We start from the raw sequence: 17,309 nt of genomic DNA, 5'->3' as shown, positions 1-17,309 counted from the left end.
TGCCTTGCGGCCCGGTCCGGGCCGTCTCGCCCATCCGGCGTACGGGCAGCCGTCGCCCGGGTAGTCTGAGATGTCCGCATTGTGACGTTCGGGGAGGGACCGACGCCGTGCGGGTTCCTGGGAGGGAACACATGAAGCGCACCCTGGCGGCCCTGGTCGTCCTGTCCGCCTCCGTCCTGACCGCGACGACGACGGGGCTGGCCGCACCGGCCGGCGCGACCCCGGTGCCGGTCCGCACGCTCAGCGTCTCCGGCACGGAGGTCGACTCCTACCCGGCGTTCAGCTCCGGCGTGCACCGGTACGCCGCCACCACCACCGCCGCGACCGCCGGGGTGCTCCAGGTGGCCGCGGCCACCAGCGACCCCGCCGGGTCCGTGCGTGTCGACGGCCGGACCGTCACCGGCCCGACCACCGTCTCCGGCCTGGTCGCCGGCGACGAGGTCTCGGTGGTCATCGCCGACACGGCCGGGACCGAGGCGTACTCGGTGATGTACCTGCCCGCCGGCTTCCCGAAGCTCGAGGTCACGACCCACCAGTCCGGCCTCGCCGACGGCTACGTCGGACTCACCCTGAACCCCTTCGACGCCTCTGGCCGCGCGTCGTACGACGCGATCGTCGACCGCAACGGCGTCCCCGTGTACGCCGCCCTCGGGACCGCCCAGAACCTCGACCTGAAGCAGCAGCCGAACGGCCAGATCACCGTCTCCCGCCCGACCACGGCGCCCGGCCACACCGGCACCGCGCTGATCACCCTCGACTCCCAGCTCCGCGAGGCCGGCCGCCAGGACGTCCTCGCACCGCTGACCAACACCGACGGCCACGACGCCGTCAAGCTCGCCGACGGCAGCACCATCCTGATCGGCTACGAGTACGACGCCGGCCGCGACAAGACCGACGCCACGATCCAGAAGCTCGCCGCCAACGGCACCACGACGTTCGAGTGGACCTCGAAGGCGCTCGAGGCCGAGACCACGGCCAGCCCGACCGTGCAGAACAACGGCGGTTTCAGCCGGGGCGACTACGCGCACATCAACTCGGTGGTCCCGGTGGCGGACGGCGACGTCATCGCGTCGTTCCGGCACCTCAGCGCGGTCGTGCGCATCGCCACGGTGGCCCACGACGGCTACCAGCCGGGCGACATCGTCTGGAAGCTCGGCGGCCGGGACAGCGACTTCACCTTCGTCGACGACCCGTACGGCGGCCCCTGCGCGCAGCACACCGCGAGCGAGCTCGCCAACGGGCACATCCTGATCTTCGACAACGGCAGCGACGGGCTCTGCGTCGACCCGACCGACCCGACCGGCCCGACGACGAACCGCGGCGCGACCCGGATCTCCGAGTACGCGCTCGACACCACCGCGCACACCGCGACCCTGGTGTGGAGCTACGCCCCGGCGAGCACCTACGCACTGTTCGCCGGCTCTGCCCGCCGGACAGCCAACGGCGACACCCTGATCGGCTGGGCCGACGACCGCGACGCGATCGCCACCGAGATCGGACCCGACAAGCAGGTGCTGTGGGAGCTCCGCGACCCGGCCGCCGCGACGCCGACGGTCAAGCACTACATGACCTACCGGGCCGAGCTGATCACGAACCTCCCCGACGCGATCAAGCCGACCGCCCGGCTCGGCACCGTGGCGGCGTCGTACCGGCAGGGCACGGTCGTGCCGGTCGACAGCTCCTGCACGGACCGTGGCGGGTCGAACCTGCGGACCTGCACGGTCACCGGGCTCTCCGGCGGCAACCTCGACACCCGCACCCCCGGAACCCGCACGGCGCGGGTCACCGCGACCGACGGCGCCGGGAACGTCACCACGACCGCCCGCACCTACACGGTGGTCCCGCCGTACGGCGTCGACGCCGCGGCCGGGACCGTCCGGCTCGCCACCCACGGGCGCCACGGCCGGGCGAGCGGCAGCGTCGCGGTCCGCAACACCGGCTACCTGACCGGCGCGGTCAGGCTGCTCGGCACGAAGGCGTCCAAGTCCTTCGACGTCCGCTACTACGCCGGTTCGACCGACGTCACCCGCCGGGTGGTCGCGGGCACCTACCGCTCGGCGTCGCTGGCGCCGAACGCCACCGTCCGGCTCCGCGTCGTGGTGATCCGCAAGCCGGGCACCGCGACCGGCAAGCAGCAGACCGTCACCGTGCGCGCGACCTCAGCCGCCGCGGCGAGCGCGGTCGACCGGGTCGCGATGGTGGTCACCGCACGCCGCTGACCCGGGTCAGTCGACCGGACGCAGCTCGTCGGCGTAGGAGAGCGAGATCCGGCGCAGCACGCCGGCCTCGCTGACGGCGTACTGACCCATCCGCCACAGCGGAGGGCTGTAGGCGTGCACCGAGATCGACCGGTCCGCGGTCCCGTTCAGCCGGTGGATGTGGTCCCCGCCGAACGAGAACACCTTGCCGGCGGGGACGCGGGTCTCGCGCGATCCGCCGACCAGGGTCAGGTTGTTCTCGGCGAGCTCGCCGGCGACGACGGCGACCGCGCCCGAGGACACGTCGTGGTCGTGCCAGCCGGTGTCGTTCTCCGGGGTCCAGCAGAGCAGCCAGACGTCGACGTGGGCGTCGCGGTGCAGCGAGACGTAGACCCGCTCCTCCGCGTCGTAGCCGACCAGGTGCTGCCAGCGCTCGGGGTCGGCGCTGATCCCCGCGACGAGCTCCTCCAGCTCGGCCTGCGTGAGGTCGCGGCCGGGGAGCCCGTCGAGGGTCAGGCCGGCCGGGTAGGACGCCAGGTCGGCTGCCCTCTCGGCCGGGACCGCTGCCCGCTCCCGCTCCAGGGTCAGCTCGCCTGCGCCCATGCGACGTCACCTCCCCGGACGGCCGCCGGCTCGAGGAGCCGACGGGGATTGGCGACGCGGACCGCGTGGGTGGCGGCATCGCCGAGGAACTGCGCCAGCGGCTCGCCGTACGGGCGGTCGCTGCCGAGGACCACGGTGTCGATGCCGAGCATCCTCACCAGGGCGTCGAGCGCGCGCGGTCCGTAGCAGGAGGTGTCGACGAAGACGTCGGGGTCGACGGGCAGCGAGGTCCCGCCGCGGGCCACGTAGCGCTCGTGGTGCACCGGCGCGAGCCCGGCGCCGGCCGCGAAGACGACCTTGAGCCCGCCGAAGAGGGCGCGGGCGTCGAAGGCGTGCCAGCCCCACCAGGCCGCCGCCATCTGCGCGGTGTAGGCGACCACCGGGTCCCACCAGCCCGGCACCTCGCCGCGCAGCGGGGCGCGCTCGACCGGGCCGGGGTGGACGAAGACGGGCTTGCCGGCGACCTCGGCGGCGAGCAGGAGCGCGCCGTTGCGCTCCCAGGCCGCCGGGGAGGCGAGCTCGGTGGCGGGCAGCTGCAGGCCGACGTACCGGTCGTCGGCGAGCAGCGCGTGCACGGCGCCGACGTCGGGTTCGGTGCTCGGGACCGAGACCCACGCCCGGAAGTGCTCCGGCAGCGCGCTCACCTCGCGGTGCCAGGCGTCGATCAGCAGGCTGGCCTGCGGTCGCGGGAGGGTCTCGATCCCGAGCGGCGAGGAGAGGCTGAGGCACGCGGTGCCGACCTCCGACTCGCGGTCCGCGGCGATGCGCCGCTGGACGTCGTGGGCCTCCGGGTCGACCTCGTACGGCGGTTCCGCCGCGGTGTGCAGCGTCCAGCCGCGGAGGTACGGGACCTGGGTGCGTGCGCGGAGCATCTCCACGAACTCCCCGGTCCAGAGGTGCTGGTGCACGTCGATCGATTCCTGGGGCATCTGACTCAGCCTCCTCCCCTGTGTTAGTCGATTGATTTACTCGACTTTAGCACACGCTCCATGTCCTCGGCGACCTCCACGGCACCCGGCGTGCCGTCGACGCCGAGCCCCGCGATCACGCCGCGCCGGTCCGCCTCCGAGCGGTTCTGGCTCAGCTTCGCCTTTCCCTCGACCCGCTCCACCCGGATCTCGACACCGACGATCGCGCGCAGGTTCTTGGTGAGGTACTCCTCAGGCGCGTCGGTCACGGCCCACGGCGCCGGACGCCCGGACTCGTGCTTCTCGGTCAGCGCGGTGACCATCGCCCGCACCCACTCCGGGTCGTCGTGCACCCGGGCCCGCCCGGTGAGGTGGACCGCCGAGTAGTTCCAGGTCGGCACCACCCGGCCGTGCTCGGCCTTGGTCGCGTACCAGGACGGCGACACGTAGGCCTGCGGCCCGGCGCAGACCAGCAGCGCCGCGGCGTCCTCGCCGATCTCCCGCCAGTGCGGGTTCGCCCGGGCGAAGTGCGCGATCACGCGGTCGCCGTCCCAGATCACCGGAAGCAGCGTCGCCCGCGGGTAGCCGTCGGCGCCCGTCGTGACCAGCTCGGCGCTCCCGACCTCGGCCACCAGAGCACGCAGCTCGGCCTCGTCCTCGACGGCGTTGAAGCGGGGTACGTACACCTCGTCAGGCTAGTGCGCTCGGAGCCGCAGCCGGAGGCGAGGACCTTCGGCCCTCCTGGTGACGCGGCCTGGCGATTACGCTGCCTCATGGACCGATGGGACTCGAGCTGCCTCGCGGGGCTGAGCGCCGACCCGGCAGCGTTGGCTGTCGAGGCGCTCGAGCTGCTGGGCCTGCCCGACAGCGCCGAGCTCTCCGCGCTGTCGGAGGACGGGGTCAAGACGTTCGACGCGGCGCTGGCCGTCGGGCAGCCCGCCGTCCTGGCCGACTTCCTCAGCTACGCGGCTTCTCGCCTCGAGGTCCTCGCTCCCGGGCAGGCCCACCCCCAGGAGGCGGTGGCATCGTTCCGCGGACTGCTCCGGGAACGGCTGTCGGCACCCGATGCCCGAGCGGCCGAGGACTTCCTCGACCGAGCCCTGGACCTGACCCTGTGGGCGGCTCCCCAGGAGCCGGACCAGGACCGGTTCGGCCCCCTGGCCCGCGGCTACCTCACCCTGGTGCTGCAAGGACGCCGCGAGGACGCCCGCGCCCTGGTCCAGGACGCGTTGCGGGACGGGACCAGCATCCGCACGATCCTCGTCGACGTCCTCGAAGCGGCCCAGCGCGAGATCGGCCGACGCTGGCAGGTCGGCGAGATCACGGTCGCGCAGGAGCACTACTGCACCGCGGTGACCCAGATGGTGCTGGCCGACCTCTACCCGTACCTGTTCACCGGGACCGGCGGAGCGCGGCGGCTGGTCGCGGTCGACGCCCCGGGCAGCCTTCACCAGGTCGGACTGCGCATGGTCGTCGACCTGCTGGAGCACGAAGGCTGGGAGACCACCCACGTGCGGTCGGCCGACGCCGAGGCGATCGTCGAGCAGGTCGCCAAGGCCCGAGCGGCCGTGCTGGCGATCTCGGCATCGATGCCGGGCCAGATCTCCGGCGTCCGGGCGCTGATCTCCGCGGTCCGCGCCGACCCCCGCGTGCGCGGCGTGAAGGTCCTCGTCGGGGGCAGGCCCTTCACGGTCGCCCCCGACCTCGTCACGGCCGTCGGGGCGGACGCCACCGCGACCAGTGCGGCCGACGCGGTCACGGTCTGCAACCGGCTCGTGCGGGCCCGGTCGTGAGCCCGACCGAGCGCGCCCGGGACCGGCGCCTCCTCCTCGAGCTGAGCCGGATCAACAACGACTACGGCCTGCTGCAGCGACAAGCCATGCGGGACCTGGCCCGAGCCCGGAACGAGCTCACCGAAGCCCGGAGCGTGCTCGGCGCCGTCGCCCACGACCTGCGCACCCCGCTGCAGGCGGTCGTCGGCTTCGCGGAGTTCCTTCTCGACGAGGACCTCGACCCCGAGCAGCGCGAGCTGGCCGAGCGGATAGCCCAAGCCGGCAAGATGATGACCGAGCTCACCGAAGACCTGCTGGGCACGCTCACGACCCGGGAGGCCGCGCTCTCCGTGGTCCCGCTCGACCTGGCCGCCCTGGTCACCGAGATCGTCTCGAGCTACAACCTGCTCGCCGCACGGTCAGGCGCCCACGCCCTCGTGGAGGCGTCCGTCCCGTCCGCGCTGCAGGTCGAGGGAGATCCGACGAGGCTGCGGCGCGCGTTCGAGAACCTGATCACCAACGCGATCAAGTTCTCCCCGCGCGAGAGCACCGTGCACGTCACCCTCGTACGTCACGGGGACGAGGCCGAGCTCACCGTCACCGACGTCGGTCCCGGCATCGACCCGTCCGAGCACGTCGCCGTCTTCGAGCCGTTCCACCGGTCCCCCGGTTCCGACGCGGTCCCCGGCGTCGGCCTCGGTCTGCCCATCGTGAAGCAGATCGTCGAACAGCACCACGGGACCGTCACCGTCGACTCACGCCTCGGAGCGGGCGCGCGGTTCGCCGTCCGGCTGCCCCTACGACACGCCTAGGAGCTGACGCGACGAACCCCGCCCGGGATCTCTCCCGGACGGGGTTCGTGGTGGCGGGCCAACTGAGACAACATTGGAACCTTTCGGTTTGGGCCGGCGTGAGCCGCCTCCTGGCTGAAGGCACGCCCGCGGGTTCGCCCCGGCGCCCGTCTCCCCCGCCCAAACAGGTCCAACATCGCCTGCCTGAGGAACGCTGGGACGAGATCATCGCCAAGTACCAAGCCGGCGCCTCCGCAACATCCCTCGCCAAGAAGAACGGTGTGGACAACGAAACTGTCCGCCGACGACTCCGCTCCCGTGGCATCACCCCACGCCCGCAGCCAGAACCGACCTTCACCGGCAAGAACCTGGAGGAGGCTCTGACACTTCGGGCTCAAGGCTGGACCTACACCCAGATCGGTAAGCACTTCGGCGTCAACCGACAGACAGCAGCGAATGCCCTTCAGAAGCACGGCGCCTAGGCGGCAGGCTGCTGGCCCAACTGCTCGGCCATTCGGACCAGTACCCGGGCGATCGCATCCGCGTCGATCGATGGTCGGATCACGGCGTACTTCACCTGCTTTTCCAGAGGCTCGAACCTCGCTAGTGTTCACGATCTGCGCAGCAAGCAACCGTGATGCTGCCCGCCCTGCGGCTGACGGCGAGCTGGGCCGCTCCGATCTAACCCTGGCTCGAGTTGCACCAGATCCGCATCGCTCATCGGCCGGCTCGGTGCAAAGTAGTCGTGAATCAGGCTCTGTTCCTTCGGACTCACCAGGGAGAAGATCTGCGGGTGTTCCTGCCATGTATGAGCAAGCGAACTCTGGAGCTCGAGGTAGTGCTGGTTCGTGAGGCGAGGCATCGACCTAGGCGTCGCTGGCCGCTTCTTCCGCATCGTTGTTATCGATGCCGAGAACGATCTTCTGGCTCATGCGAATGACAGGGGTGATGCCCAGTTCAGTCGCCCGGCGTGCCCATGCTTCGATCTGCTGCTTCAAGATGATCGATCCGCTGTCGGCCATGCTGTCCGGCAGGTTCTTGACGCGGTAACCGAACCAGAGGCAGTACCGGTCGAAGTTCGGGACCTCTTTGGTCTCGCTCTTGTTTCGCAGCAGTTCGAGGACGTTGAGCGCTTGTGCGCACACGTAGTTCAACTTTTGGGCGTCACCGAACTTGACGGCATACACCGTAGTGTCCCTGCGAAGGTCCCATGCCTCGACCGGCGTGGATCGACGGGTCGTAAAGATCTCGAAGTTCTTGTCGGCTACCTCGAACCCGGCAGCCGTGACCTCAGCGGAGATGTTGAATGTGGGTTCGGTCAGGGTGATGACCTTGAACTCCTCTTCAATTTCCTCCACCTCGATCTCACGAATGGCATCGTCGAGGAAGTCCAGGTAGTCCTGGTTGAAGTGCATCCACTTCCCGCCGCTCAGGACCACGCGGTCTGAATCTGCCAGGAAGTCCACGCACTCCTTGATGCTGTTGGTGTAGGAGTTCGAATCTTCAGGTTCATGAGTGATCTTGATTTTGAGGATGTCATCGCGCGGGATCTTGTGGTCCTCGATGTACTGCTTGAAGTCGGCCATCGTCAATTGCTCAAGCTGCTGCTTGTTACTGCGGCCACACTTGAGCGTGAAGGCGCCTTCACTCGGAAAGACGAAGTCCACTCCGTACAGATCAAACGTGTTGTTCGTGAAGTCGCTCGTTCCGACCGGCGCAGTCAGCTCATCGAGGAGGAGCTCGTCGAAACGTTCGACCTCAGCAGGCTCAATAACTACCAATGTTCGCGGGAGCGGGAACCGCGGCGCTTCGGCCAGCTCAGCTTCAAGCTTGTTCAAGAACTGGCCAAGGTCTGGCGGGTCAACCTTTGGTGTGATCTGGGCGGACGTCCCGAACTTGCCGGTCTTGCCGAAGGTCTCCTGTTTGGCCTTGATGACCGACGCTTGGATGTAGTCGATCGACTCGCCGCTCTCGATGATCAGCGGTGAGTTCGACGAGAAACTCTTGATGTCCTTGGTGCGCTTGCCAGCAAACCGCTTGCCCGAAGTTTGACGGATGTCTTCATCGTCAGCGATCCGTTTGGCGAGCTCGATGCCGAAGTCGTAGTCGCAGAACGGCCGGATATAGAAGTGGGCCTTCCCGTAGCTCAATGCGAACGCAGAACCTTCTTTAACAAAGAGATAGACCGCGAAGTGATTGAAGTTCTTGGGATCTGCGCCCTCTGGGAAATACGCGTGGTATGTCTTCACCCACGGGATTGGCGAAGGATGCGGCTTGTCAGAGAAGTAGAACTCGCCATGCCATCCAGACTGGTCGGTCTCCTTGATGACCTGCATGTTCGCGCTCACGAGCTTGGCTCGTAACAGGTCGACCTCGCCCGTACTGATCTTGAAAATATTGAGCTTCACTTCTCCTCCTTGTAAGGAGAAATTGTACGCGGTAGTTAACTCTAGGCATACTGTTTACGCTCAAGTTGCCAGGATCATGGGTACATCCCACCCCTGTTTGCTGTTGTTAGAAATACTTGTACCGATGATTCGAAATGGTTCACGTCAACCGCGGCCTGGGCCATCCAGCGACGCAGACACGACTCGCTGATCCCAAGATTCCGCGCGACCTGAGCAACAGACTCACCCTGCTCGACCAGATCCAAAGCGCGACGCCGGAACTCCGGCGACTTCGGTGCAGGCATCCTGACTCCTCTCCGAGACGATCATCGCCTCAAGATTGGTGTCCGAAATAGCGGATCAGGCTCCGTGTCGTTTGAACGCTCGCTTGACCGCCGAGAAGACTTCTTCAGCCTCTGCAGGGAATATCGCAACCAGACCGAGAAGTCGGGCGCACACTCGGCATCGCATCACGCCTCCGCGGCTGAACCTCCTAGCGGTCGCCACCTCCGAAACAGCGTCGGTACTGCCACAGCCGCGAGGGCGAGGCAGAATGAAGAGAAGGCGGCGAGGCCGATAGTCCAAAGGGCGAGTTCAAGGAGGACGGATCGCGCGTGACTCGGGCTTGCGATCTGGGAGGCGACGACGAAACTAGCGATGAAGAGTACAAAGCTCGCCTGCAACTCGGCTGCACGCCAGCACTGCTCCTTCGCACCGCGATCCCGGATCGCGACGATCAGAATCAGTGGAATCACAACCGCCAGACCGACGAATGGGCTACCGAACGCGACTCCGCCGGCGATCCTCTCCGTTGCTGTCGGCTCCGGTTCGAAATCTGCAGCCGCCGCACCTCGAGACCTACGACGAATGAGCACCTCTGTTCCTGCCCAAACAGCGCTCGGGACTACCCCGGCCAGGAGCAGGATGATTTGATCCGTCCGGGCAGTCGAGCAGTCTTCTTGCTCGATCGGCCCACCCACAACCGGCGTGGCGTGAATCAAGCGGCCGCAGTCAAGGCTCAGGCCGATGTCATTACCGGAGTGGATTGGGCGGAGGGCGCAGATCGCTACCCAACCAAGCAGCCCGGCGATAAGAATGGCTCGAACAGGCTTCACGCGTGTCATAGAGGGATCTTCTTTCCAGTTGCGTCGTCGCGCCAGGTGTACAGCACCGCGCCGTAGATCCACCACGACCAAATCGTGATGACCGAGAGCTTCCCGCCTAGCGAAACGCGATAGCGGTACTGCTGCGTGGTGCCGGTGAGCGATCGGTACTTCCAGTACCCGGCCTGCGTGCAACGCCGCTGAACCACGTGACGTTCGACATCGCGGATCTGGAACTGCACGAAATCGTCCCGATCAAAATGGAAATCGACATTAAGGAACTGCTTCTCAACCGCTTTCACGTTTGTCTTCCGCCACTTTGAGTACTTGGGATCGCCCTTCCGTACGTTCGTGTAGTGCTCGTTGAACTTGGTGCACGTGCAGCGTGAGGGTGCGGGTGGGTCGGGCGTAAGCAGACCGGATGTGTCTGCCGAGTTGACCGGGTCTTGAGGATAAGAGTAAGAACTCGTGTTTCCTTGGTAGACCGGATCGGGACTGGTGAACAGGCCGGTAGCAGCGTTGAAGACACGGGCGCCCATGAGCGCCAGGCCACTGTCGTCGAGAGCTCGCTGAAGTGCCCCGAGGCTTCCGTACCCGATGCCATCGCTGGCTCCGGAGATGTTCACGGGCGTCTTGCCAATGCTCGAGGCCACCAACGGATTGCCATACTCGTCTGCGTCGGACCACGCGGTCAGCCCTGTCGCATCGCCGGTCGCGGGCAAGTCAACGGTCGTGATGATGTCGCGATGCATATCAGTGAGCGTCAAGCTGCTTGCCTGCGCGCTCCCGGTATTGGCGATCGTCACGCCCAAGCCTCCGCTGAGGTCTTCGGCGTACCGCTCGATGGTGCCAGTGCCGGTGCCAGTCGTGGTGCTGACCCAGCCCGGGTTGTCCGAGCCGTCCGTGTAATGGCGCACCGTCGTGGTCGCAGCACCCGCCGAGGGCGTGGAGGTCGAGGCAGCGCGTCGCGCTGCCGCGTCGAGCCCAAACGTCGTGGTCGAACCGTTCTGAGAAAGCGACTTGACCGCGTCGGTGTCGTAGTAACCCAGGACGATCGCCCCCGCGCTCCCGCCGCCGGCTGCGGCCGGGGTGTCGGCCTGCGGGATCGAGGTCTGACGTCCAAACTGGTCGTAGACGTAGCCGGTGTTGATGGTTCGGTCGCCGTTGTCGTAGGTCCAGGCCTTCGTGGTGCCGCCAGAGGTCGGGCAGGCCGCGCCGGTAGCACCGGTGCTGGTCGTCTTGGAGGTGCGGTTGCCGTTGGTGTCGAAGGCGTAGTCACGGACCTGGCAGACCGCCGAGGTGATTCCGGCGGTGCCGCCATCGCCCTGAGTGGTGGTGCCGCCTCCGGCGGGCAGGGTCTGGTCCTTTACCGAGATCAGGCGCGCGGCCTTGTCGTAGGTGTAGTCCCGGGCGAATCCGGTCGCCGCAGCCCCCGTCAGGTCTCCGGACAACCCACCCCCGGTCGGGGTCCACTCACGGCGTACCCGCCCCTGGGCGTCGTTGTCCTGTGACCAGCCCACCCATGGGGCGTCCGGGTCGGTGCCGGTGACGTCCCCGGTGTCGGGGTCGGTGACCGCAACCGGTCCGGAGTAAGACAGGCCGGTCGGCTCGCCCGCGGTGTCGTAGCTGACCCGCTGGATCAGGCCGCCGGGCAGGTTCTGCCGCACCAGCGCACCGGAGACGTCGTAGGCACCGGTGAAGTCCAGCGCACCACCGCTGGCGCGGCTGATCGAGACCTTGGTCGCCAGACTGCGGTGCTCTTCCTTGCCGGCAGCGTCGGTGCCGTCGTAGGTGTAGGTCGTGACCCCCTTCGGGTCGGTCACCGTTGCGACGTCGCCGTCGTTGTTGTAGGCCGTGGTGGTGGTCTCGGCCGCCGAGCCGTTGTTGGTGATCGTGTAGGTGGTCTGCCGGCCCCACGAGTCGTATCCCGTGGTGACTACACCGCCCGGACTACCGCCTGCGGCGTCGGTGGTGACCGTGGTCTGCAGCCCGGTGGCCGGGTCGTAGCCGATCGTGGTCTTCCCGACCCCGGTGGTCGACGGCGAGGATCCGCTCAGCCCGGCGGTGGTGAGCGTGCTGGTTGCGGGTCGGCCGTCGGTCTTGTAGGTCGCCGTGGTGGTCCGGGTCGCGCCGTTGGCGCTCTCCTCGGTGACCAACGGGTTGAGCAGCTCGTCGTAGGAGGTGATCGTGGTCGTCACCAGATCCGGGTTCGATCCAGACGCGGCGCCTGCGTAGGTGGTCTGGCAGACCGCACCGGCCCACGCAGGCTTGTCACCGCACGGTGTGCCAGCTTGCGCACCGGCGGTGTAGTACAGCGTCTTGCGGGTGCCGGCATCGGAGCCGGTCGACTTGGGCTGCCGGGTCTCGATGACCCTGCCGGTGGCGTCGTACCGGGTTCGGCTGGTCACGTCGGCTTGCGACGTGCCGGGCGAGCCGGCCATCACCGCGGTCACGTCGCCGGCCAGACCCATCTTCCAGGCGTCATCGGTGGTGCCGCCCAGGATGGCGTTGTCGTAGTTGGTCGTGGTGGTGCCGTAGGTGTCGACCACGTTGTGGGTGGCCGGGTCGACGGCGTCGCTGACCACGGTGGTGGGCAGGGTGTACCGCTGGCCGGTCGCGGGGTTGATTCCGCCGTTCGGGGCACCCTGGTCGTAGCTGGTGTGGCTGTGCGGGCTGGCCCACACCATCACCCCGGCGGTGTTGCGGATCCAACGAGCGGTCGCGTAGGTGTCAACCACCACCGATCCCCCTGGGAGGATCACGTTGCCGGAGCCGTCCTTGACCTCGGCGTTGTAGACAGTCACGTCACCGGCCTGGGAGGGCACCAGAGTGCCGTCCTGGATCGCGGCGATGTCGGAGGAATCAAGGCTGCGGACCACGTTGTCCTGGTCGTCGTAGGACGCCGAGGTCAGCAGCCATCGGCCGGCACCGAACTCCGCGGAGTTCGTGGTGCGTCCATCGGCGTCGAAGTAGGTCAGGTCGGCGTCGCGCCATGCAGATCCTCCCGAACCTGCCCCGTCGACGTCACTGACGCTCACGTTGGCTCCGGTGCCGAGCGGCTGGTCAGGTCCGAAGACCGCGGCCGCGCCGGTCGGCGCCTGACCCTGACCCCACACCTGCACATCCGAGGAGTCCAGATCGGGCAAGCCGGTGTGGCCGTGGGTCGGGATGTCGTAGACGACGGTCGCCAGGTTCGCGGTCCCGCCCGTTGGACGGTCCCGCTTCACCCGGGTCAACTTGTTGCCCGAACCGTAGGTGTAGCTGATCGGCGCCAACCCGGCTGGGGTCACCGAGGCGACCCGGTCACTCGACCCGTCATAGGTGTAGGCAGTGACCAGGCCCGTGCGGGCATCGGTCGCCGCGACCAGGCGGTGGCTGTCGTCATACTTGAACGTCGCCAGCGTCGTGACGGTCTGGGTGGTGGCACCGATGACTTGGTCGATCTGCTTGACCTGACCAGCAACATCACCCGGCGTGCCCGCTGATGCCGTCGTGGTCGTGGCGTAGGTGATGGTCATCGCCCGGCAGCCGGCCGGGAGGTTCCCGGTTGCGGGGCAGGTCACCCCTGTGGGCGCGGGGGCGACCATGCGGGTGATGCGGCCCTGGCTGTCGCGGCTGTAGGTGGTGGCGCCCTCGGTGCCGGCTTCGTCGATGCTGTACATCGAGTACACGCCGGCCGTAGTGGTCGTGGGCGCGGTCTGGGTGGCGTAGGTGGTGATGGTGCCGTCGTCCTCGGTCACCGTGATCTGGGTTCCGCTTCCGGTGCCGGTGACAGCGAGGGTCGTGCCGGAGAGCTCGGTGTCCTCATCCAGTGCCACCCACGCCCCGGTCGCCAGGTCGGCGCCGGTGCGACGTGCCGGGGTCGCGGTCTTGCCGAAGATCATCGCGGTGCCGACACCGTCGACGAGCTGCAGGGTGCCGTCTAGCAGGGTGTTGTCGATCAGGGTCATGTCCCCCAGACCGGCGTCCGGCCCATCCAGGCTGGCGTTCCAGCCGGGCCCGAAGACCTGGTTGGCCGGGTTCGCGACCGGGCCCGCGAAGGAAGACGCGGTGCGGGAGACCGACAGGTCCGCCCCCGGGGCGCCCACGGTCGCGTCGGAATCACCGACCGCGAGCTCGCCGGTGAACAGCGCCACCTGACCACCGGGCACGTCGGCGGTCGGGAAGTTCCCGCCGAAGGCATGCGCGACCCGGAGCACCTGGCGGCCACCCTGGGCCCAAGAACAGTGGCCAGGCTGCTGGGTGCCCGGGTAGTCGATGCAGACCTGGACGTCCAGGAGCACCGGACGATCCGGGTCCAGGGTGATCGTGCCGGTTCCCGAGGAGGTGTCCTCATCGGCGTGCCGGGTGTCCCAAGTTCCGGTGACGTGGACCCCGGCGACCGGGTCGTTGGTCACGGTCAGGTCGGTCGCGGTGTCCTCGTTCCAGCCGGCGTTCCAGGCGAGGTTCGAGCCAGCAACACGCCACTTGACCGAGGCAGTCACCGCGGTGGTGCCGTCACCAGACTTCGGACCGGAAGCCTCGAGCCCGACCGTGTCCGTGGTCGTCTCGACCTGGCCCGCGAGCGGAAACGAAAGGCCGACGTTGCCCCACCCGAACCCGTAGTCATTCGCCGTCGAGGTCTTCCCGGACGGGGAGATCGCGCTCGCGACAACACCGTGGCCGCCGTCGGTGGCCGGGATGGTGACATCGACCTTCGCGACGTTCGCGTCGCTCGACTGCACGATCCGTATGCGCTGAGTCGTCTTGCGGTCGACCGAGACGTCGATGAACCCGGCCGCGGAGGCACCGCTCCCGGTCGCGGTAACGGTGCAGGTGATCGCCCCGCCCGGCGGAGTCGTCGCCCACGACCCGTCGGTGTACGGAGCCGGGCAGGACACCACTGGCGCTGCCGGAGTGTTCGAAGCCACAGTGAAGTAGCTCTTGCCCGACCACTTCGCTCCCGCGCTCGTACGGGAGCCGCCGGTGTAGTCGTACCCATCCCACCCGGTCGCCTGGACGTAGTAGCGCGTGCCCTCGCTCAGCGCGGTGCCGACCTTGCAGGAGGTCTTGCCGCCGGAGGCCACCAGCGGGGTGTAGCAGTAGGACACCGAGGCGTTGGTCGCCGCGTTGTAGACCGCGACCACCGCACCGACACTGGCCCGGTCCGGATCAGAGACAGTCGCGGAGAACGTCGGCTGGAGGTCCTGGACATAGGTCTCGACCGGAGCGGTGTCGTTCGGGGCGTAGGTCCCGACTGCGGTGGGCAGTGGCGCGGTCGGCGAGTAGGGGGCCTGGTTGTAGGTCACGATCAGCCGCGGGACCACCGTGGAGTCGCTGTAGTTCACCGACCGGTACTTGCGGTAGGTGGCGTTGGAGTTCTCCGAGTTGGCGCGGACCTGCAGGCCGTAGTTGTTGTACGCCCCCGACGCCCAACCATCCACGATCTTGGTGACGTCCCAGTTCGCGCCGTTGGCCGCACACCCCGACGCACCGTAGGCCGGAGCGAAGTAGGCCATGTCGACGTCGGTGAAGTTCGGCCGCCCCGCCCACGTCAGGCCGGAGACCGTCCATGTGTCGATGATGCGCGAGACGTTGATGTTCGCCGCCGTGCAGTTGGTCGAGTACCAGTTCCGCATCCACAACGTGGCCTTGATGATGTGCCGCCCGCTGATACCGCTGGAGGAGAACGTCAAGTACGTCCGGGCCTTGTGGGCACCGCCGTCGTTAGTGCCCACCACCAGAGCCGTGTCGCCGGCCTGGCTACTCGTGAGCCCCGCACTCTCGATCCACGTGTCGCCGTTGGCATAGGTCGTGAACGTCGGGTCGATCGTGACCGGGTACTTCGTGTCCGGGTCTGTGAGGAAGTCGTGGTCCGGCGTCAGCGTCAGCACCGGGTTCGCCCCCGCCGTCGTGCCCTCCGGGGTGGTCCCGCCGGCCTGCGTGACCGCCGTCTCGACCGGGACCACGTTCGCCGGGTCGCCCTGCGCGTCCGTGGTCGCGTCCCACATCATCGGCCTCGGCGCCGTAGCGACAACCTCACCAGCCTGCGTCTTGACCTGCAGCGAGCCGTTCGGGGCCTCGCTCAGCTTCGCCCCGTCCGTCGCGACAGGCATCGAGAACTGCACCGGATCGTTCTCGGCCGTCCCGTCGGCTGGCGCATCGGTCGTCGAGGCAGACGGGGCCGCGCTCGGATCGGGCGTCGCCGTGGGATCGGGCGTCGCCGTGGCCGAGGGGTCGGCCGTGACGTCGGTGTTCAGCGCGTCCAGGCTCTCGGGTCGCTCCCGCAACACCACCGAGTGGCTGAACCCGGTCGCCGTGGCGGTGACCACCAGGTCCCCGCCCTCCACCGCACCGACATATGTCGCAGTCGAGCCCTCGACCTGCGGCTCGGGCAGCGTCGAGGGCCACTTCCACGCCAGGTCCTTGCCGTCCTCGCTCAACGCGGCGAACACCTTGTCCCCGCCGTCCGAGAGCTCCAGGTCGGCCGCGGCGTACTTCGGCTCGAGGTGCCCGTCACGCTCGACCAGCGTGGTGTCGATGTCGTGCCACTCCCCCGCGCCGTCCTGCACCCGGGTCGGCTCGGTGTCCTGCTCCGAGGTCCACGTCCCGTCCGGGTTCGCGTAGACCAGCTCGGTCTCCGAACGCTGCGAGAGATCCTCGACCCGCTTGCCGCTCGCCCGCGCCGTCACCATCGCCGAAACCGAGTCCGGACGGGTCTCATCGTCAGCCGGAGCGCTGCTCGCCGTGGAAGTCCGAGCCGGGGTCGCAGCCGCCTCAGGGATCGAAAGCCCGGTGAGCACGAGAGCTACCGGGAGCGCTGCGAGTACGACACTCCGCGCCGCCTTCGACATTCCATCGGGCGAGACGAGGCAGATCAGCCCCACGCGATCACGCGAAATCCACATACGACTTCCGTTCGTCAAGAACTTCTTGGCATAGAGCCGGGGCACAGCAGACATGTCGGGCCCCATGACTGTCAAGTAGAACTTGGCAAGTCGGCTGGCGCCGCACGGAACTTCTGTGTCAAGGTGCCCTTGTCAAATGTCAGGGAACTCCTGACGCCCCAGAGAAATGAGATGTCCATGAAGTACGCAGTTGCAGCCCTCATCCAGCGCATCCAGGGTCGGACCCTGTCCGGCGGCTACACCTGGTAGTCCGCGCGCAGATCGTCCTGACATGCCCGCTTCCGCCCGTCCCCCCGGCCCCCGCGGCCGCTGGTTCATCGGGAATCTGCAGGCATACGAGCAGGATCGGCTCGGCTTCCTCATGCGCTCTCGCGAGGCGCATGGCGGAGTAGTGAGCCTGGGGCGCCACACCACGGTCATTCACGATCCCGATACCGCCGTCGCGGTGCTGGGTTCCGAGGACTTTGTCATCGGCGACGACTTCCTCCAGCGGCGTCTGTCGCCGAACGAACGGGTCTGCTGCACGATCAGGTGACAGGTTCGGTCAGGCTGCCTGAGCAGCTGGTGGCGTCATGATGGTCTCGAACTCAATGGGGGTCAATCGGCCCAGGGCGTCTTGTCTGCGGCGTCGGTGGTAGGTCCTTTCGATCCAGGTCACGA

The 17,309-nt window shown here is 67.9% G+C and carries 12 protein-coding genes; 5 read left to right on the top strand and 7 right to left on the bottom strand.

The features are described 5' to 3' along the window. Positions 1–131 precede the first annotated feature (131 nt). Positions 132–2,219: an aryl-sulfate sulfotransferase gene (locus tag AB4Y76_RS13995; protein ID WP_441926264.1), complete on the top strand. Its 2,088-nt coding sequence runs from the start codon at positions 132–134 to the stop codon at positions 2,217–2,219. A gap of 6 nt (positions 2,220–2,225) precedes the next feature. Here the strand turns inward: AB4Y76_RS13995 and AB4Y76_RS13990 are convergent, their stop codons facing one another. From AB4Y76_RS13990 to AB4Y76_RS13980, 3 genes are read right to left on the bottom strand one after another with little or no spacing between them, the layout of a single operon-like run. After that, positions 2,226–2,801: a cysteine dioxygenase gene (locus AB4Y76_RS13990; RefSeq protein WP_441926262.1), complete on the bottom strand. Its 576-nt coding sequence runs from the start codon at positions 2,799–2,801 to the stop codon at positions 2,226–2,228. Continuing rightward, entirely contained in the window at positions 2,783–3,730 is a 948-nt protein-coding gene (locus AB4Y76_RS13985; RefSeq protein WP_441926260.1) for an amidohydrolase, read from the bottom strand. The genes AB4Y76_RS13990 and AB4Y76_RS13985 overlap by 19 nt, the downstream gene beginning before the upstream one ends. Positions 3,731–3,753: 23 nt before the next feature. Continuing rightward, the gene (locus AB4Y76_RS13980; protein WP_441926258.1) at positions 3,754–4,395 is read right to left on the bottom strand and encodes an FMN-binding negative transcriptional regulator; all 642 of its coding nucleotides are present in this window, start codon (positions 4,393–4,395) and stop codon (positions 3,754–3,756) included. Positions 4,396–4,482: 87 nt separating this feature from the next. Here AB4Y76_RS13980 and AB4Y76_RS13975 point away from each other — a divergent pair, with 87 nt between their 5' ends. The 3 genes from AB4Y76_RS13975 (at position 4,483) to AB4Y76_RS13965 (ending at position 6,754) form a co-directional block, all read left to right on the top strand. Then, the gene (locus tag AB4Y76_RS13975) at positions 4,483–5,502 is read left to right on the top strand and encodes a cobalamin B12-binding domain-containing protein (RefSeq protein WP_441926256.1); all 1,020 of its coding nucleotides are present in this window, start codon (positions 4,483–4,485) and stop codon (positions 5,500–5,502) included. Next, positions 5,499–6,293, top strand: a complete 795-nt coding sequence (locus AB4Y76_RS13970; protein ID WP_441926254.1) for a sensor histidine kinase — start codon at positions 5,499–5,501, stop codon at positions 6,291–6,293. The genes AB4Y76_RS13975 and AB4Y76_RS13970 overlap by 4 nt, the downstream gene beginning before the upstream one ends. A gap of 98 nt (positions 6,294–6,391) precedes the next feature. Beyond that, a complete protein-coding gene (locus tag AB4Y76_RS13965; RefSeq protein ID WP_441926252.1) occupies positions 6,392–6,754 on the top strand; it encodes a helix-turn-helix domain-containing protein in 363 nt (120 codons plus the stop codon). A gap of 384 nt (positions 6,755–7,138) precedes the next feature. Here the strand turns inward: AB4Y76_RS13965 and AB4Y76_RS13960 are convergent, their stop codons facing one another. The 4 genes from AB4Y76_RS13960 to AB4Y76_RS13945 form a co-directional block, all read right to left on the bottom strand. Continuing rightward, positions 7,139–8,680: a DUF6119 family protein gene (locus tag AB4Y76_RS13960; RefSeq protein ID WP_441926250.1), complete on the bottom strand. Its 1,542-nt coding sequence runs from the start codon at positions 8,678–8,680 to the stop codon at positions 7,139–7,141. Positions 8,681–8,754: 74 nt separating this feature from the next. Then, positions 8,755–8,964, bottom strand: coding sequence for a transposase (locus tag AB4Y76_RS13955; protein WP_441926248.1), 210 nt, complete (start codon positions 8,962–8,964; stop codon positions 8,755–8,757). 165 nt (positions 8,965–9,129) lie between these two features. Further along, positions 9,130–9,783, bottom strand: a complete 654-nt coding sequence (locus AB4Y76_RS13950; protein ID WP_441926246.1) for a hypothetical protein — start codon at positions 9,781–9,783, stop codon at positions 9,130–9,132. Continuing rightward, complete coding sequence (locus AB4Y76_RS13945) at positions 9,780–16,436, bottom strand: DNRLRE domain-containing protein (RefSeq protein ID WP_441926244.1); 6,657 nt, start codon at positions 16,434–16,436, stop codon at positions 9,780–9,782. Before AB4Y76_RS13945 ends, AB4Y76_RS13950 begins: the two co-directional genes overlap by 4 nt. Positions 16,437–16,920: 484 nt before the next feature. Here AB4Y76_RS13945 and AB4Y76_RS13940 point away from each other — a divergent pair, with 484 nt between their 5' ends. Beyond that, positions 16,921–17,184: a hypothetical protein gene (locus tag AB4Y76_RS13940; protein ID WP_441926242.1), complete on the top strand. Its 264-nt coding sequence runs from the start codon at positions 16,921–16,923 to the stop codon at positions 17,182–17,184. Positions 17,185–17,309: the final 125 nt, after the last annotated feature.

The sequence above is a fragment of the Marmoricola sp. RAF53 genome, from assembly GCF_052114005.1.
Classification (GTDB): domain Bacteria; phylum Actinomycetota; class Actinomycetes; order Propionibacteriales; family Nocardioidaceae; genus Marmoricola.
Note: the sequence above shows the minus strand (reverse complement) of the source record. Positions and strands in the feature narration are given on the sequence as shown.

What these genes read in the sequence shown, in the direction of transcription:
- AB4Y76_RS13995 (WP_441926264.1), top strand. Translation starts at nt 132, where the DNA reads ATGAAGCGCACCCTGGCGGCCCTGGTCGTCCTGTCCGCCTCCGTCCTG.
- AB4Y76_RS13990 (WP_441926262.1), bottom strand. Translation starts at nt 2,801, where the DNA reads ATGGGCGCAGGCGAGCTGACCCTGGAGCGGGAGCGGGCAGCGGTCCCG.
- AB4Y76_RS13985 (WP_441926260.1), bottom strand. Translation starts at nt 3,730, where the DNA reads ATGCCCCAGGAATCGATCGACGTGCACCAGCACCTCTGGACCGGGGAG.
- AB4Y76_RS13975 (WP_441926256.1), top strand. Translation starts at nt 4,483, where the DNA reads ATGGACCGATGGGACTCGAGCTGCCTCGCGGGGCTGAGCGCCGACCCG.
- AB4Y76_RS13955 (WP_441926248.1), bottom strand. Translation starts at nt 8,964, where the DNA reads ATGCCTGCACCGAAGTCGCCGGAGTTCCGGCGTCGCGCTTTGGATCTG.
- AB4Y76_RS13950 (WP_441926246.1), bottom strand. Translation starts at nt 9,783, where the DNA reads ATGACACGCGTGAAGCCTGTTCGAGCCATTCTTATCGCCGGGCTGCTT.
- AB4Y76_RS13945 (WP_441926244.1), bottom strand. Translation starts at nt 16,436, where the DNA reads ATGGTGACGGCGCGGGCGAGCGGCAAGCGGGTCGAGGATCTCTCGCAG.
- AB4Y76_RS13940 (WP_441926242.1), top strand. Translation starts at nt 16,921, where the DNA reads ATGCCCGCTTCCGCCCGTCCCCCCGGCCCCCGCGGCCGCTGGTTCATC.